The sequence below is a fragment of the Paeniglutamicibacter selenitireducens genome, assembly GCF_051550675.1.
Lineage (GTDB): Bacteria > Actinomycetota > Actinomycetes > Actinomycetales > Micrococcaceae > Paeniglutamicibacter.
This window is the reverse complement of the sequence record NZ_JBPULF010000002.1, coordinates 140,295-162,757: the sequence shown is the minus strand read 5'-3', so window position 1 is coordinate 162,757 and position 22,463 is coordinate 140,295. Positions and strand designations below refer to the sequence as shown.

Annotated in this window: 17 protein-coding genes; 5 read left to right on the top strand and 12 right to left on the bottom strand. The window is 69.6% G+C overall.

Annotation, left to right across the window (positions count from 1 at the left end; translation table 11 throughout):
* Positions 1-7 precede the first annotated feature (7 nt).
* From ACSYDW_RS04180 to ACSYDW_RS04165, 4 genes are all read right to left on the bottom strand, one after another.
* Positions 8-1,531 carry a S10 family peptidase gene (locus tag ACSYDW_RS04180; RefSeq protein WP_438337451.1) on the bottom strand — a complete coding sequence of 508 codons (1,524 nt, stop codon included), beginning with the start codon at positions 1,529-1,531 and terminating at the stop codon, positions 8-10.
* A 158-nt stretch (positions 1,532-1,689) separates the two neighbouring features.
* Positions 1,690-2,079, bottom strand: a complete 390-nt coding sequence (locus ACSYDW_RS04175) for a DUF4282 domain-containing protein (RefSeq protein WP_438337450.1) — start codon at positions 2,077-2,079, stop codon at positions 1,690-1,692.
* A 169-nt stretch (positions 2,080-2,248) separates the two neighbouring features.
* Positions 2,249-3,772, bottom strand: coding sequence for a sodium/proline symporter PutP (gene putP, locus ACSYDW_RS04170; protein WP_438337449.1), 1,524 nt, complete (start codon positions 3,770-3,772; stop codon positions 2,249-2,251).
* Positions 3,773-3,937: 165 nt separating this feature from the next.
* Positions 3,938-4,879, bottom strand: a complete 942-nt coding sequence (locus tag ACSYDW_RS04165) for a LysR substrate-binding domain-containing protein (protein WP_438337448.1) — start codon at positions 4,877-4,879, stop codon at positions 3,938-3,940.
* Between the two features lie 213 nt (positions 4,880-5,092).
* Between ACSYDW_RS04165 and ACSYDW_RS04160 the strand changes: the two genes are divergently transcribed.
* From ACSYDW_RS04160 to ACSYDW_RS04150, 3 genes are all read left to right on the top strand, one after another.
* A complete protein-coding gene (locus tag ACSYDW_RS04160; protein WP_438337447.1) occupies positions 5,093-8,629 on the top strand; it encodes a proline dehydrogenase family protein in 3,537 nt (1,178 codons plus the stop codon).
* Between the two features lie 105 nt (positions 8,630-8,734).
* Positions 8,735-10,567 (top strand): glycoside hydrolase family 15 protein, encoded by a 1,833-nt coding sequence (locus tag ACSYDW_RS04155; RefSeq protein WP_438337446.1) that lies wholly within the window; start codon positions 8,735-8,737, stop codon positions 10,565-10,567.
* Positions 10,568-10,578: 11 nt separating this feature from the next.
* A complete protein-coding gene (locus tag ACSYDW_RS04150; protein WP_438337445.1) occupies positions 10,579-10,953 on the top strand; it encodes a VOC family protein in 375 nt (124 codons plus the stop codon).
* On the opposite strand, the gene ACSYDW_RS04145 is transcribed toward ACSYDW_RS04150, so the two are convergent.
* Positions 10,950-12,239 (bottom strand): MFS transporter, encoded by a 1,290-nt coding sequence (locus ACSYDW_RS04145; RefSeq protein WP_438337940.1) that lies wholly within the window; start codon positions 12,237-12,239, stop codon positions 10,950-10,952. The two genes, ACSYDW_RS04150 and ACSYDW_RS04145, sit on opposite strands and share 4 nt — an antisense overlap.
* A gap of 142 nt (positions 12,240-12,381) precedes the next feature.
* Here ACSYDW_RS04145 and ACSYDW_RS04140 point away from each other — a divergent pair, with 142 nt between their 5' ends.
* Together ACSYDW_RS04140 and ACSYDW_RS04135 are read left to right on the top strand one after the other, a co-directional pair.
* Positions 12,382-12,930 (top strand): acyl-CoA thioesterase, encoded by a 549-nt coding sequence (locus ACSYDW_RS04140; protein WP_438337444.1) that lies wholly within the window; start codon positions 12,382-12,384, stop codon positions 12,928-12,930.
* Positions 12,931-13,113: 183 nt separating this feature from the next.
* Positions 13,114-14,778: an ATP-binding cassette domain-containing protein gene (locus tag ACSYDW_RS04135; RefSeq protein WP_438337443.1), complete on the top strand. Its 1,665-nt coding sequence runs from the start codon at positions 13,114-13,116 to the stop codon at positions 14,776-14,778.
* On the opposite strand, the gene ACSYDW_RS04130 is transcribed toward ACSYDW_RS04135, so the two are convergent.
* From ACSYDW_RS04130 to ACSYDW_RS04100, 7 genes are read right to left on the bottom strand one after another with little or no spacing between them, the layout of a single operon-like run.
* Positions 14,775-15,143: an antitoxin Xre/MbcA/ParS toxin-binding domain-containing protein gene (locus tag ACSYDW_RS04130; protein WP_438337442.1), complete on the bottom strand. Its 369-nt coding sequence runs from the start codon at positions 15,141-15,143 to the stop codon at positions 14,775-14,777. The two genes, ACSYDW_RS04135 and ACSYDW_RS04130, sit on opposite strands and share 4 nt — an antisense overlap.
* Positions 15,144-15,183: 40 nt before the next feature.
* Complete coding sequence (locus tag ACSYDW_RS04125; protein WP_438337441.1) at positions 15,184-15,882, bottom strand: potassium channel family protein; 699 nt, start codon at positions 15,880-15,882, stop codon at positions 15,184-15,186.
* Positions 15,875-17,242 (bottom strand): TrkH family potassium uptake protein, encoded by a 1,368-nt coding sequence (locus ACSYDW_RS04120; RefSeq protein WP_438337440.1) that lies wholly within the window; start codon positions 17,240-17,242, stop codon positions 15,875-15,877. Before ACSYDW_RS04120 ends, ACSYDW_RS04125 begins: the two co-directional genes overlap by 8 nt.
* A gap of 35 nt (positions 17,243-17,277) precedes the next feature.
* Positions 17,278-17,742 carry a mycothiol transferase gene (locus ACSYDW_RS04115; protein ID WP_438337439.1) on the bottom strand — a complete coding sequence of 155 codons (465 nt, stop codon included), beginning with the start codon at positions 17,740-17,742 and terminating at the stop codon, positions 17,278-17,280.
* A 10-nt stretch (positions 17,743-17,752) separates the two neighbouring features.
* Positions 17,753-19,039, bottom strand: a complete 1,287-nt coding sequence (locus ACSYDW_RS04110; RefSeq protein ID WP_438337438.1) for a M20 family metallo-hydrolase — start codon at positions 19,037-19,039, stop codon at positions 17,753-17,755.
* 24 nt (positions 19,040-19,063) lie between these two features.
* On the bottom strand, positions 19,064-20,731 hold the full coding sequence (locus ACSYDW_RS04105) for an amidohydrolase (RefSeq protein ID WP_438337437.1): 1,668 nt from the start codon (positions 20,729-20,731) through the stop codon (positions 19,064-19,066).
* Positions 20,728-22,368, bottom strand: a complete 1,641-nt coding sequence (locus tag ACSYDW_RS04100) for a thiamine pyrophosphate-dependent enzyme (protein WP_438337436.1) — start codon at positions 22,366-22,368, stop codon at positions 20,728-20,730. The genes ACSYDW_RS04105 and ACSYDW_RS04100 overlap by 4 nt, the downstream gene beginning before the upstream one ends.
* Between the last annotated feature and the right edge of the window lie 95 nt (positions 22,369-22,463).

Genomic DNA, 22,463 nt, shown 5'->3' with positions numbered 1-22,463 from the left:
CTTCCGCTCAGGCCTTGGTGACGAACCCGGACAGGGCGTCGAGCTGTGCCACGCGCACTTGGGGATCCACGTACATCATGTGCCCGGCGGCGTAGTAGTAGTGGCTGAAGCGGGCGCGGGCGGCGGGCGGGATCTCCAGGTGGGCCCACACATACTCGGCGGCGAAGTGCGGGGTGGCGCCGTCGTGGTAGCCGTAGTCCACGTGTACGCGCAGCTCCGGGATGTCGATGAGCAGGCGCTCCAGGTCCCGGGTGACGTCGATCGGCTTGCCCTCGAAGGTCTCGTAGCTCCACGGGTGCACACGGCCGGTGAGCACCTCGTAGGGCAGGTCCGATTCGTAGCCGAGTTCGGCGCGCACGTAGTGGTTGATCGCCGCCGCGTAGGGCGGGGTGATGGCGCGCAGCGACGGGTCGTCCCAGGTGTGGGATTCCTGCAGGCGCGGCGGGACCCCGGTGAAGCGGCCGTCGATGCGGCCCACCATCAGGCCCTTCTCGCGCAGCAGCTCGGTGGCGAACTCCATGTAGTCCCAGCGCAGGTTGGTGCGGCGGATGAAGGCCTCGGAGAGCGTGGTGAGCTCGGCCAGGTGCTTGACGGCCCCGTCGAACTTCCGCTTGGAGAGCCGGCTGCCCAGGTGCAGGGCCACCACGTAGTCGCCCGCCGCGTAGTCCTCGGCGTCCCGGATGACTTCCTCCAGCGGGCGGTTTCCGTGCCGGCCGTGGTAGTGGGCGATCGCGGCGTAGGTGGGCAGGTGCAGCGCGTAGGGGGTGTCGTTGCCCGGCGCGAAGTCCAGGGTGGACATGTTCAGCACCGTGGAGATCAGGCCCAGGCCGTTCACTGCCATGCCGTGCGCCTCGTGCAGGCGGCGGGCCACCGCCACGGCGCGCATGGTGCCGTACGATTCGCCGACGAGGTACTTGGGCGAGAGCCAGCGCTGGTTGCGGGTGACCCAGAGGCGGATGGCCTCGGCGATCAGGTCGCGGTCGGCGATGAAGGCGTGGAACTCGTCGGTCTTGCCGCCCTCGACGACGCGCGAGAAGCCCGTGTTCACCGGGTCGATCATCACCACGTCGGCGTGCTCCAGCAGGGACTCGGGGTTGTCGATGATCCCGTACGGTGCCGGGGTCATGTTCCCGACGTCGCCCGAGTCGACGATGCGCGGGCCCAGCAGGCCCATGTGCAGCCAGAGGCTGGCCGACCCGGGTCCGCCGTTGAAGGCGAAGACCACCGGGCGGCGGTTGATGCTGGGCGGGCCGCTGGGCTTCTTGGCCCGGGCCTTGGCGGCCGATGTCGCGGGGGCCGGGGACTCGGGCTCGTCGGCGGTGTAGGCGACCATGAAGATCTCTGCCTTGGGCTTGAATCCCTCGGTCTTGCCGTCGGCATCCTCCTCGCGCCGCAGCACCATCCTGCCCGTGGTGCTGGTGTACCGCAGGCCCGAGGGAGTGCGGTGCTGGCGGGTGACGAAATCATCCGAAACCTCGGGCGTGGCGGAGGTCGTGGAGGCGGCGGGGGATGGGGCAGGAACATCAGGCATGGGAAGAGCCTACAGCCTGCGGGCGGCAAATCCTGACTCGGGGAATTCCCGGGAAACCCGGGGCAAAAACACAATTCGGTGGCTTAAAACCGACCGCTGTGCGGTGCCGTCCAGGGCGCCCCGAAACGCCGACGGGTTCCGGGTCTTCCGGGGGCCGTTCAGCCCTGCGGCCGACCGTCGTCGAAGGGGGTGGCGGGAGGTGCCGGGGGAGTGCCCGTCGGCGCCCCGGGGTACGGATTCTGCACCGAGCTGGGGCCCGGTGCGCTGCCCCCGGCCAGGCGCACCAGCTCGCCGGTGTGTTCCGCGGTGCGGATCGTTGCGACAAGCGACTCGAGGCCCATGCGGGCCAACGCCAGGTAGATGATGGTGACAAGCGGGCCGACGACGAGCAGGACCAGGATCCCGAGCAGGGCGTTCTCGGAGACGAACGCACTGACCACCATGCCCACGTACAGCACGGCCAGGCCCACGGTGATCAGGATGTATACGATCTTCACGATCCTGGGTGTCACGAAGCTGTCGAAGTTGAAGTCAAAAAGCTGTTTCACGGCTGTCCCTCATTTCATTTCGAGCACCGGTGCAGTGTGCGGTGGTTGCCCGGCCAGTCAAACACGGCGGGGACACCCGCGTGAAGGCCTGCGCGGGGACCGGAAACCGAAAAGCGGGGCGGCCCATCCGGTGGATGGACCGCCCCGCCTGGTGCTGCAGGGAGTGCTTCTAGCGGACCGGTTCGACGTACGGCGCGTTCTCTGCGACTTCCTTCTCCATGGCGGAGAACTCGGCATCGATCTCGTCGTTGCGCTTGTAGGTCATGCGGGAGACGACGACGGCGACCAGCAGGTTCAGCAGGAAGCCCGGGACGATCTCGTACATGGCATCGTGCAGGACGGCGATGTTGCCCCAGACGAAGACGGCGACGGCACCGGTGACCATGCCGGCCAGCGCGCCGGTCGCGGTGAGCTTGCGCCAGTAGAGGCTCAGCAGCACGATCGGGCCGAAGGCCGCGCCGAAGCCGGCCCAGGCGAAGCCAACAAGGTCAAGGATGCTGGAGTCGCGGTTCAGTGCCAGCGCCGCGGCGACGACGGCGACGACGAGCACGCCGGAGCGGCCCAGGGCCACTTCCTTCTTGGGGGTCAGCTTCTTGCCGGCGATGTTGTAGAGGTCCTCCACCAGGGCGGAGGAGCACACGATCAGCTGCGAGGACATGGTGGACATGATGGCCGCCAGCACCGCGGCCAGCACCAGGCCGGCGACGAACGGGTGGAAGAAGATCTGGCTCAGCAGCAGGAAGACGGTTTCCGGGTCGTTGATCTCCTTGGCCGGGTTCCCGGCGAAGTAGACGATGCCCACCAGTGCCGTGACGATTGCGCCGAGGGCGGTGAGCGCCATCCAGCCGATGCCGATGCGGCGGGCGGTCTTGGCCTCGCTGGGGGTGCGCAGCGCCATGAAGCGCACGATGATGTGCGGCTGGCCGAAGTAGCCAAGGCCCCAGGCGGCGGTGGAGAAGATCGCCACGGCGGCAAGGAACCCGTTGGTTCCGTCGAAGCTGGAGAACAGGTTCAGCGCATCGGGGTTGACGGCGTTCAGCTGGTTGGTGAAATCGCCGAGGCTGCCCATCTGGATGACGGCAACGATCGGCACGGCAATCAGGGCCGCGAACATCAGCAGGCCCTGGGCCACGTCGGTGAGCGTTGCGCCGAGGAATCCGCCGAAGAGCGTGTAGAGCAGGGTGATGCCGACGACGATGAACATGCCGGTGAAGTAGTTCCAGCCGAACGATGACTCGAAGAACTTGCCCGCGGCGACCATGCCGGAGGAGACGTAGAAGGTGAAGAACGCCAGGATGATCACCGAGGCGGCGATGCGCAGGAAGTGGCTGTTGTCCTTGAGGCGCTTCTCGAAGAAGCTCGGGATGGTGATCGCGTTCTGCGCCACCTCCGTGTAGGAACGCAGGCGCGGTGCCACGAACTTCCAGTTCAGCCACGCGCCGAGGGTCAGGCCGATCGCGATCCAGGCCTCGATCAGGCCGTTGAGGTAGATGGCGCCGGGCAGGCCCATGAGCAGCCAGCCGGACATGTCGGAGGCGCCGGCGGACAGGGCGGCGACGCCGGGCTTCAGCCCGCGGCCCGCGAGCATGTAGTCGTCGATGTTGTTGGTGCGTTTGTAGGCGAAGTAGCCGATGGCCAACATCGCCGCCAGGTACACGGCAATGGCTATCAGCTGGAAGGCTTGTTCAGACATGGTGGGACCTCGTGGGTGTGGAGCGTACCGGGAAAGGGATGTTCCCCGGGGCTGGTTGCACTGCGACGTAGCACTCACTGGCGCGCACAACGGAAACGAGTATGACACCAACGGCACCGGCGCCGCGACGCCTCACGCGCCCGCGTTATCTTCCTGTGACACGGATTACAGGACTGAGCGGGCTCCGTCCTGCGTCGCGGGAAGGCCGCCCGCCTGCCCGTGCAACGCCCGGCGCACGGCGATCAAACCGGGGTGCTGCGCGGAGGAGTGGCGCATGGCCGTGAAGATCGTTCGCTGGGGTGCGCCGGGCAGGTCGACGATGCGCAAATCCAGGGTGCGCGACGCCCACACGAGGTCCGGAAGCAGGGCCACCGCGTTGCCGGATTCCACAAGCCTCACGTGCGCCTGGAGGTCGGCGGTTTCGTAGCGGACGTCGGGTTCGAAACCGGCCGAGCGGCATACCTGTTCGGCCCAGTGCCGGGAGGCCGCGCCGTGCGGTTCCATGACCCAGGGCAGGCCCGCGGCGGCCTCGATGGAGGTGACGTGGTGGAACTCCTCGGGCATCGCGTCGGTGCGCGCGGGCAGGGCCAGTCGGATGGCGTCGTGGGCCAGGGTCTTGCGGTCCAGCTCGGCGTAGTGCGGGGCCGCGTGCCCCGGGTATTGTTCCGCGACGACTAGGTCGAAGTCGCGCGCCCAGGTTTCGTGAAGGGCCGTCTCCGGCTCGTGCTGGACCATCTCCACACGCAGGTGCGGGTAGTCCTGGCGCAGTTGCCGGAGCATCGAGGGGATCAGCGAAAGCACCGCTGTTTGGAACACCGCCATGCGCACCGTACCGGCGATCTCGGGCTGGGTCGAGGCGAGGTCCGCCTCGGCCCGTTCCATGGAGTCCAGCAGCTCGTCGGTGTGGGCCACCAGGACCTCGGCCTGCGGGGTGAGCTGGAGGCGCCGGCCGACCTTGCGCAGCAGCTGCACCCCCGTCTCCTTTTCGAGCAGCGAGAGCTGCTGGGAGATCGAGGAGGGACTGTAGCTCAGGGCGTCGGAGACCTCGGCGATGGTGCCTCGGATGCTCAGCTCCCGCAGCAGGCGCAGACGGCGGATTTCAAGCATTGCGGCTCCTTGGATGTGGGGAAGATCTCGGTGGCGGGAACACCCCAACAATACATCGGAAAAGCCGAAGGAAAACCTTCGGGTTTGTTCACTTTCGCTGAAGGTATGGTTGGGGTCATACTGGCTTGTGAACCAGTCCACCCGCGCGCCCACAGGTGTGCCTGCGGGCGACTCATCATCGATAAACATCTCATCTTCCAAGGAGAAGCAGCCGTGTCCCTCGAGACCTCGCACGTGCGCATCGTGCCCCCGGCACTAGCCGCCGATGGCACCCCCCTGGCCCGTCCCCAGGACCTGGCCGATGAAACCATCAAGCTGGTGCGCCACTGGCTCACCGAGGGCTCGAAGGTTCCGGTTGACGCTTCCGCCGCACAGCTCGCCGGCGTGCTGAAGGACCCCAACGGCCTGGACTTCACCGTCGGCTTCGTCGACGGCGTCATCCGCCCCGAGGACCTCAAGGTCGCCGCGGCGAACCTCAAGGCCCTGGCCCCTAAGGTCCCCTCCTTCCTGCCGTGGTACATGAAGTCGGCGGTGGCACTGGGTGGCTTCATGGCCCCGATCATGCCGGGCGTCGTCGTCCCGATCTCCCGCAAGGTCCTGCGCGAGATGGTCGGCCACCTGATCATCGACGCCACCGACGCCAAGCTCGGTGCCTCGATCTCCAAGATCAAGAAGGAGGGCATCGACCTCAACGTCAACCTCCTGGGCGAAGCGATCCTCGGCCAGGGCGAGGCCGCCCGCCGCCTCGAGGGCACCCGCAAGCTGCTGGCTCGCGACGACGTCGACTACGTCTCCATCAAGGTGTCCTCCACCGTGGCCCCGCACAACCACTGGGCCTTCGACGAGGCCGTCGAGCACATCATCGAAAAGCTCGTCCCGCTCTACCGCTTGGCCGCCACCTCGGCACCCAAGAAGAAGTTCATCAACCTGGACATGGAAGAGTACAAGGACCTCGACCTGACCATCGCGGTCTTCACCAAGATCCTTGACATGGACGAGTTCCGCGACCTGGAGGCCGGCATCGTGCTGCAGGCCTACCTGCCGGACGCCCTCTCCGCCATGATCCACCTGCAGGAATGGTCCGCCAAGCGCACCGCCCGCGGCGGCGCCTCGATCAAGGTCCGCGTCGTCAAGGGCGCAAACCTCCCGATGGAGCAGGTCGAGGCCGACCTCCACGGCTGGCCGGTTGCCACCTGGAACACCAAGCAGGACTCGGACACCTCCTACAAGTCCGTGCTGGACTACGCGCTGCGCCCGGGCCACATCGAGAACGTGCGCATCGGCATCGCCGGCCACAACCTCTTCGACGTGGCACTGGCCTGGCTGCTGGCCCAGGCCCGCGGCGTCACCGCCGGCATCGAGTTCGAGATGCTGCTGGGCATGGCCACCGGCCAGGCCGAGGCCGTCCGCAAGGACGTCGGCTCGCTGCTGCTCTACACCCCGGTGGTACACCCGGGCGAGTTCGACGTGGCCATCGCCTACCTGATCCGCCGCCTCGAAGAAGGTGCGAGCCAGGAGAACTTCATGTCCGCCGTGTTCGAGTTGGACAAAAACGAGGCACTCTTCGAGCGCGAGAAGAACCGCTTCCTCGCCTCGCTGGGCGACCTCGACGACAAGGTCCCGGGCCCGCACCGCGTGCAGGACCGCAGCATCGTCGACGAGGCAGAGGTCGGCGCCAAGCTGGCAGGCCTGGCCAACGGCACCCGCGACTTCGAGAACACCCCGGACACCGACCCGGACCTCCCGGGCAACCGTGCCTGGGGCCGGAAGATCGTTGACAAGATGGCCGCCTCCACCCTGGGTGCCGAGTCCGTGGCCAACGCCATGGTCAACACCGAGGAAGAGCTGAACAAGGTCGTCGAGACCGCCGTTGCGGCCTCCGAATCGTGGGTTGCCATGGGCGCCGCCGCCCGTGCCGCCATCCTGCACCGCGCCGGCGCAACCCTTGAGGCCCGCCGCGCCGAACTGCTCGAGGTCATGGGCTCCGAATGCGGCAAGACCCTGGACCAGGGCGACCCCGAGGTCTCCGAGGCCATCGACTTCGCCCACTACTACGCACAGCGTGGCCTGGAGCTGGAGAACGTCGCCGGCGCCACCTTCGTGCCCTCGAAGCTGACCGTCGTCACCCCGCCGTGGAACTTCCCCGTCGCCATCCCGGCCGGCTCCACCCTCTCGGCCCTGGCCGCGGGTTCGTCGGTCATCATCAAGCCCGCCGGCCAGGCGGCACGCTCCGGCGCCATGATGGTCGAGGCCCTCTGGGAAGCAGGCGTCCCGCGCGACGTGCTGCAGATGGTCCAGCTCTCCGAGCGCGAGCTGGGCACCGAGCTGGTCAGCCACCCGGCCGTCGACCGCCTGATCCTCACCGGCGGCTACGAGACCGCGCAGCTCTTCCGTTCCTTCCGCAAGGACCTGCCGATGCTGGCGGAAACCTCCGGCAAGAACGCGCTGATCGTCACCCCGAACGCGGACCTCGACCTGGCTGCCAAGGACCTGGCGGCATCGGCCTTCGGCCACGCCGGCCAGAAGTGCTCCGCCGCCTCGCTGGTCGTGCTCGTTGGTTCGGCTGCCGAATCCAAGCGCTTCCACAACCAGCTCATCGACGCCGCCCGCTCGCTGAAGGTCGGCTACCCGCAGGACCCGCAGACCCAGATGGGCCCGGTCATCGAACCGGCCCAGGGCAAGCTGCTGCGCGGCCTGACCGTGCTGGGCGAGGGCGAGAAGTGGGTCCTCGAGCCCCAGCAGCTCGATGACTCCGGCAAGCTCTGGAGCCCGGGCGTGCGCTCCGGCGTCAAGCGCGGCTCCGAGTTCCACCTGACCGAGTACTTCGGCCCGATCCTCGGCGTCATGACCGCGGAGACCCTCGAAGAGGCAGTGGCGATCGTCAACGACATCGACTACGGCCTGACCTCCGGCCTGCACTCGCTGGATTCCGACGAGATGGCGTACTGGCTGGAGAACATCCAGGCCGGCAACCTCTACATCAACCGCGGCACCACCGGCGCCATCGTGCAGCGCCAGCCGTTCGGCGGCTGGAAGAAGTCGGCCATCGGCGCGGGCACCAAGGCCGGCGGACCGAACTACCTGGTGGGCATGGGCGCCTGGGAAGACGCCCCGCTTGCCAAGTCCGGCATCCTCTCCGCGACGGCCTCGACGCTTGTCAACGCCGCACGCACCGCCGGCCTCGAGGCAGCGGACCTGACCTGGCTCGAAGCCGCCCTGGCCTCGGACAACGACGCCTGGATCAACGAGTTCAACACCGCCAAGGACGTTTCCGGCCTGCACGCAGAGCGCAACGTCTTCCGCTACCGCGCCCTTCCGGTGACCGTGCGCTTCGAGGGCGAGACCTCGGGCCACGGCATCGCCGAGCTGGTTCGCGTGGTTGCCGCCGGCATCGCCGCCGGTTCCCGCGTGACGGTTTCCTCCGCAGTGGAGATCCCGGCCGCGATCCGCACCGTGCTGACCGAGTCCTCGGCCACCGTCGTTGTCGAGGACACCCAGGCCTTCGGCGCCCGCGCCGCCCGCCTGGCCGCCAAGACCGGCCCGGACTCCGCAGCCCGCATCCGCCTCATCGGCGGCAACATCATGGACGTCGCCGAGGCAACCAACGGCAAGCCGGATGTCGCGATCTACGCCAACAACGTGGTCTCCGCCGGCCGCGTGGAAATGCTGACCTTCCTGCACGAGCAGGCAGTCTCCATCACCGCGCACCGCTTCGGCACCCCGAACCACCTGAGCGACTCGGTGATCTAACCACCGGCGGTTCAAACCGACGAAGGCCCGCTGCGTTCCCTCCCGGGGGAATGCGGCGGGCCTTCGCCGTATGCGCGGAAACACCTTGTCTGCCGCTGAAAAAGGGTGTTGTGTGGGGCCATGAGTACGCCCATCGAAGACTACGCATTGCTATCCGACCAGCGGACAGCGGCGCTGGTCTCACGCAACGGCTCGGTCGACTGGCTGTGTTTCCCGCGCTACGACTCCGGCAGCGTCTTTGCCGCGCTGCTCGGGACCCGGGAGCACGGGCGCTGGCTGCTGGCCCCGCGCGACGGGCAGGTCATCGGCCGGAACTACCTGGATTCCTCCTTTGTCCTGCGCACCCTGTGGGGGAGCGGGACCGGGCAGGTGCTTGTCACGGATTTCATGCCGCTGGGCAACGGCCACTCCAGCGTGGTCCGCCGGGTGGAGGGGCTGAGCGGCTCCATGGTGATGGAACACGAGCTTCTCATGCGCTACGACTACGGCAAGGTGCTGCCGTGGGTGCGGCGCAGCTTTGACACCGTGCATGGCACCGAGTCGCTGCTTGCCGTGGCGGGCCCGCACGCCGCCGTCCTGCATGCCACCCGGCTGCCCCAGGCGTACCACCACACGCACCGCGACGAGTTCGTGGTCAACGCCGGGGACGTCTTCGATTTCGAGCTCGCCTGCCACCGGGGCCACGAGGAAACCCCGGGGCCCAGCGACGTGGGCATGAGCATGACGCGGACGGCGAAGCAGTGGCGCGACTGGGCCAGCGACATCACGCCGCACGGCGACTACGAGGCCCTTGTCAGGCGTTCGTTGCTGGTGCTCAAGGCGCTGACCCACGGGGCCACCGGCGGCATCGTGGCGGCTCCCACCACCTCGCTGCCGGAGTCGCTGGGCGGGGAACGGAACTGGGACTACAGGTTCTGCTGGCTGCGCGATGCCGCGCTGACCCTGCAGGTCATGATGACCCACGGCTACAGCACCGAGGCCCTGCAGTGGCGGGACTGGCTGCTGCGCGCCATCGCCGGGGACCACCGCGGGTTGCAGGTCATGTACGGGATCGACGGCACGCGGGAGCTGCCCGAGCGCATCCTGCACCACCTGCCCGGCTACGCCGGATCCGTCCCGGTGCGCATCGGCAACGGGGCCGTGAACCAGTACCAGGGCGACGTGATAGGCGAGGTGCTGGTGGCCCTCGAGGAACTGCGGACCCTGGGCGGGCACGAGGACCACTTCTCCTGGCCGTTGCAGCGGGCGCTTGTCGACCAGGTGCTGGACAACCTCCCCCGCAAGGACCGCGGCCTGTGGGAAATGCGCGGGGAGCCACAGCACTTCACGCATTCGCGGGCCATGATGTGGGCCGCGCTGGACAGCGGGGTGCGGGCCGTGAAGCTCCACGGGCTGCCCGGCGAGGCCGAAGCCTGGGCCGAGGCCCGCGACAAGCTGGGCGAGGAGATCCTTGCGAGGGGCTACAACGCCGACCTGGGGTGCTTCACCCAGGCCTACGACGGCACCGAGGTCGATGCCTCGCTGCTGGTGCTGGCGCAGGTCGGGTTCGTCGAGCACAACGACCCGCGGATGCTCGGCACCGTGAAACGCATCGAGCAGGACCTTCTCGACGGGCACGGGTTCGTCAGGCGCTATCGGACCGAAGCGGGCACCGACGGGCTGCCGCCGGGGGAGGCCGCTTTCCTTGTCTGCTCCTGCTGGCTGGTGGAGCAGTACGCCCACTCCGGGCGGCCGGCGGACGCGCGCCGGCTCATGGACCGCATCGCGGGCGCCGCCAACGACCTGGGCCTTGTCGCGGAGGAATACGACGCCGCCACCGGCCACCAGGCCGGGAACTTCCCGCAGGCGCTCTCCCACCTGGGGCTGATCCGCGCCGCGGACGCCATCGAGGAGGCTGAGGGCAACAGGCCGGCCCACCCGCGCCGGGCCTACACCTAGGAGCGCCGCCCATGGGCATTTCCCTTGACCACGTGGTCATCCAGGCCCGGGACCGCGAGGCCTCGGCGCGCTTCTACCTCGAGCTGGCCGAGGCCCGCAGCGTCGAGGCTGCCGGGCCGTACGGGGCCGTCGTGCTGGATGACGGCCTGGTGCTGCAATTCGCCGAATCCCCGGCCGAGTTCCCGCCGCAGCACTACGCCTTCCGTGTGGACGACGCGCACTTCGAACGCGTCATGCGGCGCATCCGCGAAGGCGGCCTGGAACACTGGGCCGACCCGGAGCTGACCCAGCCCGGGCTCACCCGCGAGGACCCCGGCGGCCGCGGCGTGTACCTCATGGACCCGGCCGGGCACTTCGTCGAGTTCATCACCCGGGGAGAGGCCTAGGGTTCCCCCGCCGCGGCCGTCTCGCGCGGGCCGACGGCTCGGTCCAGCGGATGCCCGATCTCGTCCCGGTACATCCGCCCGGCCAGCCAGGCCACGACCCCGATGACGGGTGAGGCGACACCGGCGACAACGAAGATCGCCCAGATCGGCATGATGGAGGCCAGCGGCCCGGCCAGCGCCATGGACACCGGCATCAGTGCCAGCGAGACGAAGAAGTCCAGTGAGGACACCCGTCCGAGCATGTGCTGCGGCACCCGGCGCTGCAGCAGCGTACCCCAGATGACCTGGCCCAGGCCGCCGGTGATGCCCACGACGACCAGCAGGATGGCCAGCTGCCACGGGGCGGTGGCCAGGCCGATGAAGGCCAGCGGCACCGTGCCGAAGCCCCAGAACCCGATCATGAACGTGAGGTAGCGGCGCGGCAGCGGGAAGGAGGCCGTCAGCAGCGAGCCGACGGCCGAACCGACACCGAAGGCCGCAAGCATGAAGCCGAAGGTCCGGGCGTCCCCGCCCAGCTGGTCGGCGACGACGAACGGCAACAGCACCTCGATGGGCCCGATGAAGCTGAGCACCGAGACCACGGCAAAGAGCAGTGTCCACAGCAGCCAGGGCGTGCCCAGCGTGTAGCCGACGGCCTCGCGCAGGTCGGCCAGGGCGCTGGGCCGCTTCTGCCCGGGTTCCAGGTGCTCGTCGTAGGCCTTGTGGTGGCCCAGCGCGTTGAGCACGATGAACGCCGCCAGGTGGCAGGCCGCGATCCCGACGACGGCCATGGGCGGGTTGAACGATGCGACAAGCACGCCGGCGATGGCCGGGCCCGCTGCCTGCTGCAGCACCGGCCGGAACATTCCCTCCATGCCGTTGGCGGCCAGCAGGTCGTCGGCCGGCAGGATCCGGGGCAGCAGCGCCGAGTAGGCGGGGAAGAAGAACGCCGCCCCGGCGCCCTGGATGAACCCGGCGGCGGCAAGGTGCCAGAGCTGGATGGCCCCGGTCGTGGCCAGCAGCGCCACGGTGCCCATCACCAGCAGGGAGAGCGCCTCGACGGCGATGATGATCCTCCGGCAGCTGATCCGGTCCGCGGCGATGCCGCCGACCAGCACGAACCCCAGCAGGCCTATCGAGGTCGCGGTGGCCACGACGGAGAGCTGGGCCGGTCCGCCGCCCAGGTGCTTGACCTGGTAGACCATGGCCACGGCCCACATGCCGTGGGCGAAGACGCTGATGGCCATGGCAATCAGCAGGATGCGGTAGTCGCGGTGGGCGAAGGGTCGAAGGGCGCGCGGGGCCATGGTGTGGATCCTGAAGCTGGTGAATTTCGCGGCGTACGGTGGTGCGCCAAGGTCAATCTTCACCCAACTCATTGGCTTAAGTCAATCAGTTGCCGCCGACACATGGGTGACGAATAAGTTACCGACGAGTAGGCTGTGCTTCATGCATGTACTCTTTCGCCTCCTCGCCCTGATGGTGACGGTCCGCAAACGACCGCCCGTGTCGATCTTCGAGCCGATCTCGACGCCGATGCGCGCGCTGCCGACCGACATCGACATCGCCCTGCACATCAACAACGGCATGTACTTCTCGCTCTTCGACCTCGGGCGCTTCGAGCTCATGATGCGCTCCGGCGCCTGGGGCGTGATCCGGCGGAACAAGTGGACCCCGGTGGTCCAGGCCGAGACCATCACCTTCCGCAAGTCGATAGTGCTGAACCAGAAGTTCACCCAGGAAACCCGGCTCATCGGCATGGACGAGCGCTGCATCTACTTCGAGCAGCGCATGGTTGTCGACGGCGAGGTCTGCGTGCAGGCCACCATCGCGACCCGGATGGTCTCGCCGAAGGGCCCGGTCCCCAACGAGGAGATCATCCGCGAAGTGGGCGAGGAAGTGCCCGCCGACCTGGTGCTGCCGGAATGGATCGGACAGTGGCGCGCCGACACGGCACTGCCCGGCGCCCGCAGGCCGGCGCCGCACCGCTGGGTCTAGACAGCGCCGCTACCATGGAACGCATGGGTACGTTGTTTCTTTAGGACGGGACGCCGCGTCGAGCATGCTCCGCGGCGGGTCCCAGGCACGCCTGCCGACCAGGTGTCGAGCCGTGCGTGAGCCGTCCCCGTTTCCCCGCGTCCGTCCCCGAAGGTCGATGGCGCGCCGACGAAAGACAGCAACGTGTCCCCTGCAACCCACCGCAGCGCCCTGATCCGCGGGGCAACCGTCCGCTTCGCCGAACGGACGGTGCTGCGCGATGCCACACTTGCCATCGGCCCGCACGACGCCATCGCGGTGGTCGGCGACAACGGCGCGGGAAAATCCACACTGCTCGGTGCCCTGGCGGGAACCGTCCGGCTCGCCGCGGGCCTGCGGGAGTTCGAGCTGCCCGGAGGCTTGGCCCACGCGCAGCAGCACCCCGAGTTCCCGGCAGCGGCGTCGGTGGCCCGGGCCCTTGACCTGCTCCTGGCCGACCTGCGCAACCTGGGTGCACGGGTGCAGGCCGGCGCCGAGGCGGTGGCCGCGGCCGCGGAGGGCGAGCGCGCCGCCCTGCTGGAGCAGTGGGGCGCCCTGACCGAGCGGTTCGAGGCGCGCGGGGGCTACACCGTGGACCGGCGGGTCGATGCCGCGCTCGGCGAACTGGGGCTCGGGGGCCTGGACCGGACGCGGCCGGTGTCCTCGCTCTCCGGCGGCGAACGCGCGCGGCTCGGCCTTGCCGCGGCACTGTCGCTGAATGCGGAGCTGCTGCTGCTCGACGAACCGACGAACCACCTTGATGCGGCGGGGCTCGCCTGGCTCGAGGGCCGGCTGCGGGAGCACCGCGGGGCCATGGTGGTTGTCACCCACGACCGCAGCTTCCTCGACAGCTTTGCCAGGGACATCATCCAGGTCCGGGACGGCACCCTGCGCCGCTTCGGCAACGGCTATGCCGGATACCTGCAGGCCAGGACCGCCGAAAGGGCACGGCTGCTGGGGCTGCACGAGGCATGGCTCGCAGAGGTCGAACGCCAGCGGCGGCTCCTTGCGGCGAACACCTTCGCGCTGGGGAACATACCGCGCAAGATGGACAAGCCGGGATTCGGGCACGGGGCCTTCAGCCCCCGCGGCCGCGACCACGGTGCCGCGGGCAGGATCTCGATGGCCAGGCAGCGCCTCGAACGGCTGCTGGCCGACCCGGTCCCGCGCCCCGCCGAACCGCTGCGCTTCGTGCACGACTTCGGGCCGGTGGGCCCAAACCTGCCGCTGCTGGGCACCGGCGGCTTCGGGATAGGGCGCGCCGGCGGCCCCGCAGCGCTTCGGGCGGGGAAGCTGGAGATCCTCCCGGGGCAGCGCTGGCTGGTCGACGGCGTCAACGGTGCGGGGAAAACCACACTGCTGCGGGTGCTGGCCGGGGAGCTGGCCCCGGACACCGGGACACTCTGGCGGCGGGCTGGGCTCGGGGTTGCCTACCTGCGCCAGGAAGTCTCCCCGGGAACCGGCACCCGCGTGCTTGGCGAGTTCGCCAGGGCGACGGGCACCGGGCTCGACGAGGCCGCCGCGCGGCTGCTGGGATTCGGGCTCTTTCGCGCGGCCGACCTCTCCCGCCGGCTGTGCGAGCTCTCGGTCGGGCAGCGCCGTCGCCTCGACGTCGCGCTGGTGCTGGGGATCCCGAGCGACCTGCTGCTGCTCGACGAGCCGGCAAACCACCTGGCGCCGGAACTTGTGGAGGAACTCGAGGACGCGTTGGAGCACTATCCGGGGGCCGTTGTCACAGTCACCCACGAGCGGCGGTGGCTCGACCGTGCCGCACGTGCCGGGAAGGTGCATCGCCTCTCGGTTTCACCCGACGGGACGGTGGCCGCCTAGGGCAGCACCAGCGACTCGGCCAGAGCGACGACCTCGCGGGTGTGCAGCTGCGCGATGAACTCCACGGGCGTCGCCCCGCCCAGTTCCGGGTTCCCCTCCAGCAGCCAGGCGGCGGCGGCCTCCCGGTCGCCGAGGGCCTCCAGGGTCTTCCACACCCGGTAGCCCAGGCGGACCCGTTGCTCCTCGGCGGGCCCGGGGCCGGTTCCCTGCGGGTGCGCCCACCGGTGGGGCGCCGTGTTGTCGTGGCTGCCGGCCATGGCCTGGACGGTGGGCCCGCCGAGGTCGACAAGGAGCCGCCGGGTGAGCTCGCGGACGTCGGACTCCGTCGATTCCACGTACACGGCGCTGTGGTTTGTTGGTTTCATGACACCAGCATCGCGCCGCGGGGCGCGAAAATCCACAGGATCAGAGCAGCGTGGCGAACCGCTCCGCCGCGGCGGTGGCCCCGGCAACGATGATCTCGTCGTCGGGGTGCAGGACGGTCTGCGGCGTCGCGTAGTCCCACTCGCCGCTCTGCCGCTTGATGGCGACGACCGTGACCTGGTGCTTGGCCCTGACGCCGGCTTCGCCCAGCGGCCGGTGCTGTGCCTCGCGCGGCGGGCGGGTCTTGACCATCGCGAAGCCGTCCTCGAACTCCACGTAGTCGAGCATGGCGCCGCGGACCAGGTGGGCGACGCGGCGGCCCATGTCCTGCTCGGGGTGGATGACGTGCTTGACGCCGAGCTGCTCGAGGATCTGCCCGTGCGCGGTGCTCACGGCCTTGGCCCAGATCTCGGGGATCTTGAAGCGCAGCAGCGTGGAGGTGGTCAGGATGCTCGCCTCGAGGTCGCTGCCGATGCCCACCACGGCCCTGTCGAACTCGTGCACGGAGAGCTGGCGCAGCACCTCCTCCTTGGTGGTATCGGCGCGCACCACGTGGGTGAGCAGGCCGTTGAAGGACTGGACGACGTCGGCGTCGGCATCGATGCCCAGGACCTCGGTGCCCGCCGCCGCGAGCTCCAGGGCCAGTGAGCCGCCGAAGCGGCCCAGGCCAATCACGACCACCGAGTCGGCCTCGGAAATGCGCTCGAGCGACTTGGGGGAGAACAGCGGGTGCTTAGCCAATGAGTGGCCTCTCTTTCGGGAATTCGTACAGCATGGGGCGCGAGCGCAGGGCCAGCGCGGAGGCCAGGGTCACCGGGCCCAGGCGCCCGACGAACATGATGAACACCAGCAGGAGTTGTCCGGCCGGCGGCAGTGCCGGGGTGATGCCCGTGGAAAGGCCCACCGTCGCGAAGGCGGAGATCGTTTCGAAGAGCAGCCGGTCGAAGTCGATGTCGGTGATCAGCATCAGCGCCATGGTCGAGCCGATGACCAGGGCGACGGCCAGCAGCACGATCGTGATGGCCTGGCGGTGGATCGAGCGCGAAAGCCGCTTGCCGAACACGTTCACGGCCGTGCCGCCCTGGATCTCGGTGAGCAGGATGAAGAAGAGCACGGCGAACGTGGTGATCTTCAGGCCGCCCGCGGTGCCGGCGGGGCCGCCGCCGATGAACATCAGGATGTCCATGCCCAGCCACGTGGCGGGGTCCATCTGGCCCAGGTCCAGCGAGTTGAAGCCCGCGGTGCGGGTCATCACCGACTGGAAGAAGCCGGCCAGCAGCTTGTCGGCCGTGGAGAGCATGCCCAGGGTCTTGGGGTTGTTCCACTCCACCGCGCAGATGAAGGCGGTGCCCCCGGCCAGCAGCACCGCGGTTCCGCTGAGCACCAGCTTGGTGTTCATCGACCAGTGCAGCGGCCTGCGGTAGCGGCGGGCCAGCTCGAAGAGCACGGGGAAGCCCAGGCCGCCCACGATGATGGCCCCGGCGATCGGCAGGCAGATCCACGGATCCCCGACGAAGCCGATGAGGTTGTCGCTGAACAGCGCGAACCCGGCGTTGTTGAACGAGGAGACCGAGTGGAAGACGCCCATCCAGATCGCCTGCCCCGGCGACTGCCCGTAGCCGAGCCCGAAGCGCAGGGCCAGCATCGCCGCCACGACCACCTCGGTGGCGATGCTGACGCGCAGGATGCCCAGCAGCACGGACTTCACGTCGCCGAATCCGGTGCTCTTGGTCTCCGCCGCGGTCTGGATGCGGGACTTCAGGCCCAGCCGGCGGGCCATCAGCACGCCCAGCAGCGCGGCGAAGGACATGATGCCGAAGCCGCCGAGCTGGATCATGACGAGGATCGAGACCTGCCCGAACGTCGTCCAGTAGACGGCGGTGTCGACCACCGCCAGCCCCGTGACGCACACGGCGGAGGTCGCCGTGAACAGCGCCTCCAGGAAGGTTGCGCCGCCGGGACCCACCTTCGAGATCGGCAGCATGAGCACCGCGGTTCCGGCGAGGATGGCCAGGCCGAAACCCAGCGCGATGCCCTGGGCCGGGTGCCGCGGCAGCACCGCCCGGGCGGCGGCCCGGAGGCTTTGTGCACTAAGACGCATGAGGTACAGGATAGGCCTATTTTGCCGATCCGGAGTCATCGGCGGTCAAGGATGTCCCGGGTGATCTCCAGCTGCCCCAGGTGCTGGCATAGCTCCTCGAACACATGCAGCAGGACACCGTGCGTGCTCGCCGTCCAAAAGGCCGCCCGTCCCTCGGGCACGCTGGCCGGTGCCGCCGCCGGGTCCACGGCACGGACGTCGGCAACGAATTGCCCCCGCACCACGGCGGCCCGCTCCAGCAGCTCCCGCACCGTGCCGGTGTCGGTGAACTCGGCATCGCGGTCGCGCGGCACCTCGATCCCGCGGTTGACGCTGCTGCTCCAGCGCCGCATCATGCCCAGGCAGTGGTTGAGGATGCCGTAGGGGGTGTTGGCCCCCGGCAGCGCCGGGGGCCGCACGGCGCGCTCGTCGTCGAATGCCGCGACGATCCGGGTCATCTCGTCGAACTTCAACAGCGAGAATTCCAGGAGCAGGTGGTCTTTGGGAGGAGACTGCGGCATGGGCGGGTCCTTAGCTCGAAACTGGTGCATCCATTTCAAGCCCAGCGTAGTCCCCGCCCCGGGAAACGAATTCGCCGCGCGCCACGCGCAGCAGCACCTCGCCGAGCAGGTCGACGCCGGCGAGCATGTCCGCGTCGCTCGTCAGCTCGCGTTCGTTGTGGCTGATGCCCTCGACGCTCGGGACGAAGAGCATGATGGTCGGGACGATGTCCTTCATGTTCGTCGAGTCGTGGCCGGCGAGCGTGCGCACCACGCCGTGGCTCAGCCCCAGGCTCCGGGCGGCATCCGCGGCCAGCTCCAGGCCCGCCTTGTCGTAGGCCTTGGCGCCCCACACGTGCTCGGCGCCGCGCTCGATCCGCACGTTGGCCAGCGTCTCGATCGCCGCGACGCGTGCATGCAGGTCGGCGTCGGCGGCCGCCAGCACGTCCGGGTCCGTGGAGCGGACGTCGACCAGCAGGTTCACGCGGCTCGCCACGACGACCGGCGAGTTCGGGAACACGTTGAACTCGCCGCAGGAGGTGATGACCATGTGCTCCTCGGTGGAGTGCTCCAGCGCGATCTCGCGCGCGGCAACCACCAGCGCCGAGGCGCCCAGCAGCGCGTCCCGGCGGTCGGCGATGACCGTGGCGCCGGTGTGGGCCTGGTCGCCGTGCACCACGAACTCGTACTTGTTGGCGCCCCAGGTCGACTCGACGAGGCCGATGGCCAGGCCGCGGTCCTCGAGGGAGCGGCCCTGCTCGATGTGGATCTCCACGTAGGCGGACACCGGCAGCTCGAAGTCGCCGATGGTGCCGATCGATTCCAGGGCCTCGCGCACCGTGACGCCGGCGGGGTCCGTGGTGTCCAGGACCTGCGCGGCGGAGAGCTTGCCCGTGTACACGGAGCTGCCCATCATGGAGGGCTTGAAGCGGCAGCCCTCCTCGTTGAACCAGTTGATGACGACGATGTTGAATGCGGCGGCGGAGTCCCCGAGGGCCTCCCGCACGCGCAGGGCGGCGTGGGCTCCGGCGAGCACGCCGTAAGCCCCGTCGAAGCGCCCGCCCAGCGGCTGCGAATCCAGGTGCGAGCCGACGGCGATCCACGGGGCGCCGGGGGAAAGCTCGAGCAGCGCGTACTGGTTTCCGACGGCGTCGTACCGGACGGTGAAGCCGTGGCCCTCGACCAGGCCGCGGAACCAGTTGCGGTTCTGCCCGTCGGCGACGGTTGCGGCCTGGCGGTCGACGCCGCCGCCGGCGGTGGCGCCGTTGCAGCTCATCGAGGCGAAATCGGCGAGGAACGAAGCGTGCTGTGAAGTCATGGGGGATTCCTTGGGTTCGGTGGGTCAGGCGAGGGCCGGTGCGTCGGCAGTCAGCGGCGAGTAGCTCTGCCGGCCGCCGACGAAGGTGCCGAGGATGCGCAGGCCGGCGATGTCGTCGGTTTCCAGCGGGGAGTCGGAGAGCACCACGAAGTCGGCCAGCTTGCCGCGGCACAGGCTGCCGCGGTCCCCGAACTGGCCCGTGGCACGCGCGGCGTTGACGGTGTAGAGGCGCAGGGCCTCGAGCGGGGAGAGGCATTCGGAGGCCCCGCCGAGCACGTGGCCCTTCTCGGTGCGGCGGTCCACCGCCGAGGCCATGGCACGGCGCACGTTGTTGTCCGCCACGGGCAGGTCGGAGCTGCCCGCGGCCAGCACGCCGGCCTCCAGCAGCGAGGCGCCGCGGTAGAGCCAGCCCTCGCGTTCGGGGCCCACGAGCGCCGCGAACTGGTCGCCCAGCGGGCCGATGAAGGAGGCCTGCGGGGTCACCGCGATGCCGTGCCGGGCCACCGCCGCCACCTGGTCCGGGCGGGCGATGCCGAAGTGCTCGATCCGGTTGGGCAGCGCGTTGGGGCCGTGGCGCTCCTGCAGCCCGGAAATGATCTCGATGGCCAGGTCGATGGCGGCGTCGCCGATGGCGTGCAGGGCCACCGGCCAGCCGGAACGGTAGGCAGCGGACACCCGCTCGAGGTACTGCTCCGGGGTGTCGAGCAGGTAGCCGGTGTTGTGCTGGTGCCCGCAGTAGTCCTCCGTCACCGCGGCCGTGGCGCCCAGCAGCGAGCCGTCCATGAACACCTTCACGGGGCCCAGCGACAGGTGCTCATTGCCGAAGCCCGCCCGGATGCCCAGGGCCAGGCCGCGTCCGCCGCCGGTGCCGTGGGCGTCCGCTGCATGCGATTCCTGCTCCGCGAGGGCGTCGAGCGCCGGCATGAGCTGCGCGCGGGCGTGCAGGCGGCCGGACTCCAGGGCCTGCTGGTAGGCGGTGATTTCAACGGGGGAGTGCCCGATCCAGCCGCCGCCCACGCCGGCCTCGGTGAAGGAGGTGATGCCCTCCGCCGCGTAGCGGGCCGTGGCGGCGTCCAGCGCCCCGGCGACCTGCTCCACGGAGTAGGGCAGCAGCAGCTTCTGGACGAGCCCCTGCGCCGCCTCCTCGACAAGTCCCGTGGGCTCACCGTGGGCGTCGCGGACCACGGCGCCGCCCACGGGGTTGGCGAAGCCCGCCTCCAGGGCCCCGGCCAGCCGCAGCGTGGCGGTGTTGGTGATCGAGGCGTGCCCGGAGACGTGGCGCAGGTACAGCGGTCGCTCCCCGGTGATCGCATCCAGCCGCTTGATGTCCGGGAACAGGCCATCGTGGTGCTTGTTGTTGAACCCGGTGCCGTTGAGCCAGACGCCGGGCCTGTCCTCCAGGCGCAGCATCTCCGCCTCGAGCAGCGCGTAGAGCTCCTCGAGCCCGCGCGCCCCGGAGAGGTCGACGGCGCCCAGCCCCAGGCCCCACCAGGCGGTGTGGCAGTGGGCGTCGATGAAGCCGGGGGTGATTGCGGCGTCGCCGAAGTCCTCGGTGCGCTCGGCGGTGCAGCCGGCGAGTTCCTCGTCGAATCCGACGATCCTCCCGCCGATCACGCCCATCTCGCGGGCGGTCGGGCGGGAGTCGTCAAGGGTCAGGATGGTGCCGGCACGCACCAGCAGATCGAGTCTCATGCCGAGACCTCCGTGCGGTGTGCCACGGTGCCGGGCCCCATGGTGGCCGGGTCGGTCTTCAGGTGCAGCACCGCCGGCAGCCCGCTGGCCAGCGCGCGTTCGAGCGCCGGGGCAAAGCCCTCCGTGGTCTCGACGAACTCACCGTGCCCGCCGAAGGCGGCGATCCACTGCGCGAAGTCCGGGTTGCTCATGGAGGTGCCGGAGGGGCGCTGCGGGTAGTGCCGGCGCTGGTGGTCGACGATGGTGCCGTAGATGCCGTTGTCCACCACGATGACCAGCGGGGTCCCGCCGTGGGCGAAGGAGACGGCGAGTTCCTGGGCGTTCATGAAGAAGTCGCCGTCACCGCAGACCGCCACCACGTGGCGTCCCGGGTGCATGATGCTTGCCGCCACGGCGGCCGGGACCGCGAGCCCCATGGCGCCGTTGCGTGGGCCGACCAGGGAGTTCGGGCCGTGGTGGCTGAGGTAGCGGTGGCCCCACAGCGTGGCGTTCCCCGCGCCGTAGGAGATGATCCGGTCGGCATCCAGCGCCTCCTCGAGGGCGCCGAACACCAGCCCCAGGTCCACGCCGGTGCCGCCGTCGGCTCCGGGGACGGTGAACTCCAGCTGTTCGGTGCGCAGCCGCTGCATCCAGGTGGCATCGCGCCCGCCGCGCACCTCGTCGCCGGCGGGAAGTGCCGCGATCAGCTGCGCCGGGCCGATGCCCAGGTGCGCGTCGATGCGCCCGGCGTGGCCGGTGAGTCCGGAGTCGGCGGACACCACGACCGTCGGGGTGTCCAGCGCGGCCGTGTAGCCCTCGGAGAGCACGTCGCCGCGGGTGCAGCCGATGAAGACCAGCAGGTCGGCGTCGTGGAGTGCCTGCACCGTGCGTTCGGCCCGGCCGTAGCCCAGCCAGCCGGCGTAGGCGTCGGAAGCATGGTCGATCGCGTCGTAGGCGCGCCAGTCGGCGAGCACCGGCATGTGGGCGTCGGCGGCGAACCCGGCGAGCACCCTGGAGGTCTCCGCGTCCCAGCCGTCCCCGCCCACGATGATCGCCGGGCGTGCCGCCTCGCGCAGCATGCCGCACAGGGCTTCGAGGCCTGCGGCGCTCGGCGCGGCCTCGGGCAGCGGCAGCACGGAGGGGACGGGGGAAGCCGTCACGCGGACCAGCACGTCCTCGGGCAGCCCCACCACCACCGGACCCGGGCGCCCTGTGGCGGCCAAACGCAGGGCCCGGGCCACGAGGTCCCCGGCCTGGTGCTCGTCGTCGAGCACCAACACGGCCTTGGCGGTGGTGGAGAACCAGCCCTCGAGGCTGAACTCCTGGAAGGAATCGCGCCCGCGGTCGGCCAGCGGGATGAGCCCGACGAAGAGCACCATCGCTGTCGCGTCCTGCCAAGCGGTGTGGATCGAGATCATCGCGTTCGCCGCTCCGGGGCCGCGGGTGACCATGGCGATGCCGGGGGTCTTGCCCAGCCGGCCCTCGGCCAGGGCCATGAACCCCGCGCCGCCCTCGTGGCGGGTGACAACGGTGTGGATGGGGGAGTCATGCAGCCCGTCGAGGACGTCGAGGTAGCTTTCGCCCGGCACCGCGTAGATGCGCTGGACGCCGTGGGCTTCGAGGGTTTTGACGATGAGGTGGCCGGCTGACATGGACATGGGCTGTCGTGGTCCTTCGTGGTGGAGCGTGGAAAAGGAGGATCTGGATTCCCGGCGTGCGCCGCGGGATTTGGGGGGATCCCGCGGCGCACGCC

What these genes read in the sequence shown, in the direction of transcription:
- ACSYDW_RS04120 (WP_438337440.1), bottom strand. Translation starts at nt 17,242, where the DNA reads ATGCGTCTTAGTGCACAAAGCCTCCGGGCCGCCGCCCGGGCGGTGCTG.
- ACSYDW_RS04180 (WP_438337451.1), bottom strand. Translation starts at nt 1,531, where the DNA reads ATGCCTGATGTTCCTGCCCCATCCCCCGCCGCCTCCACGACCTCCGCC.
- ACSYDW_RS04100 (WP_438337436.1), bottom strand. Translation starts at nt 22,368, where the DNA reads ATGTCCATGTCAGCCGGCCACCTCATCGTCAAAACCCTCGAAGCCCAC.
- ACSYDW_RS04110 (WP_438337438.1), bottom strand. Translation starts at nt 19,039, where the DNA reads ATGACTTCACAGCACGCTTCGTTCCTCGCCGATTTCGCCTCGATGAGC.
- ACSYDW_RS04150 (WP_438337445.1), top strand. Translation starts at nt 10,579, where the DNA reads ATGGGCATTTCCCTTGACCACGTGGTCATCCAGGCCCGGGACCGCGAG.
- putP (WP_438337449.1), bottom strand. Translation starts at nt 3,772, where the DNA reads ATGTCTGAACAAGCCTTCCAGCTGATAGCCATTGCCGTGTACCTGGCG.
- ACSYDW_RS04130 (WP_438337442.1), bottom strand. Translation starts at nt 15,143, where the DNA reads ATGAAACCAACAAACCACAGCGCCGTGTACGTGGAATCGACGGAGTCC.
- ACSYDW_RS04115 (WP_438337439.1), bottom strand. Translation starts at nt 17,742, where the DNA reads ATGCCGCAGTCTCCTCCCAAAGACCACCTGCTCCTGGAATTCTCGCTG.
- ACSYDW_RS04145 (WP_438337940.1), bottom strand. Translation starts at nt 12,239, where the DNA reads ATGGCCCCGCGCGCCCTTCGACCCTTCGCCCACCGCGACTACCGCATC.
- ACSYDW_RS04140 (WP_438337444.1), top strand. Translation starts at nt 12,382, where the DNA reads ATGCATGTACTCTTTCGCCTCCTCGCCCTGATGGTGACGGTCCGCAAA.
- ACSYDW_RS04165 (WP_438337448.1), bottom strand. Translation starts at nt 4,879, where the DNA reads ATGCTTGAAATCCGCCGTCTGCGCCTGCTGCGGGAGCTGAGCATCCGA.
- ACSYDW_RS04105 (WP_438337437.1), bottom strand. Translation starts at nt 20,731, where the DNA reads ATGAGACTCGATCTGCTGGTGCGTGCCGGCACCATCCTGACCCTTGAC.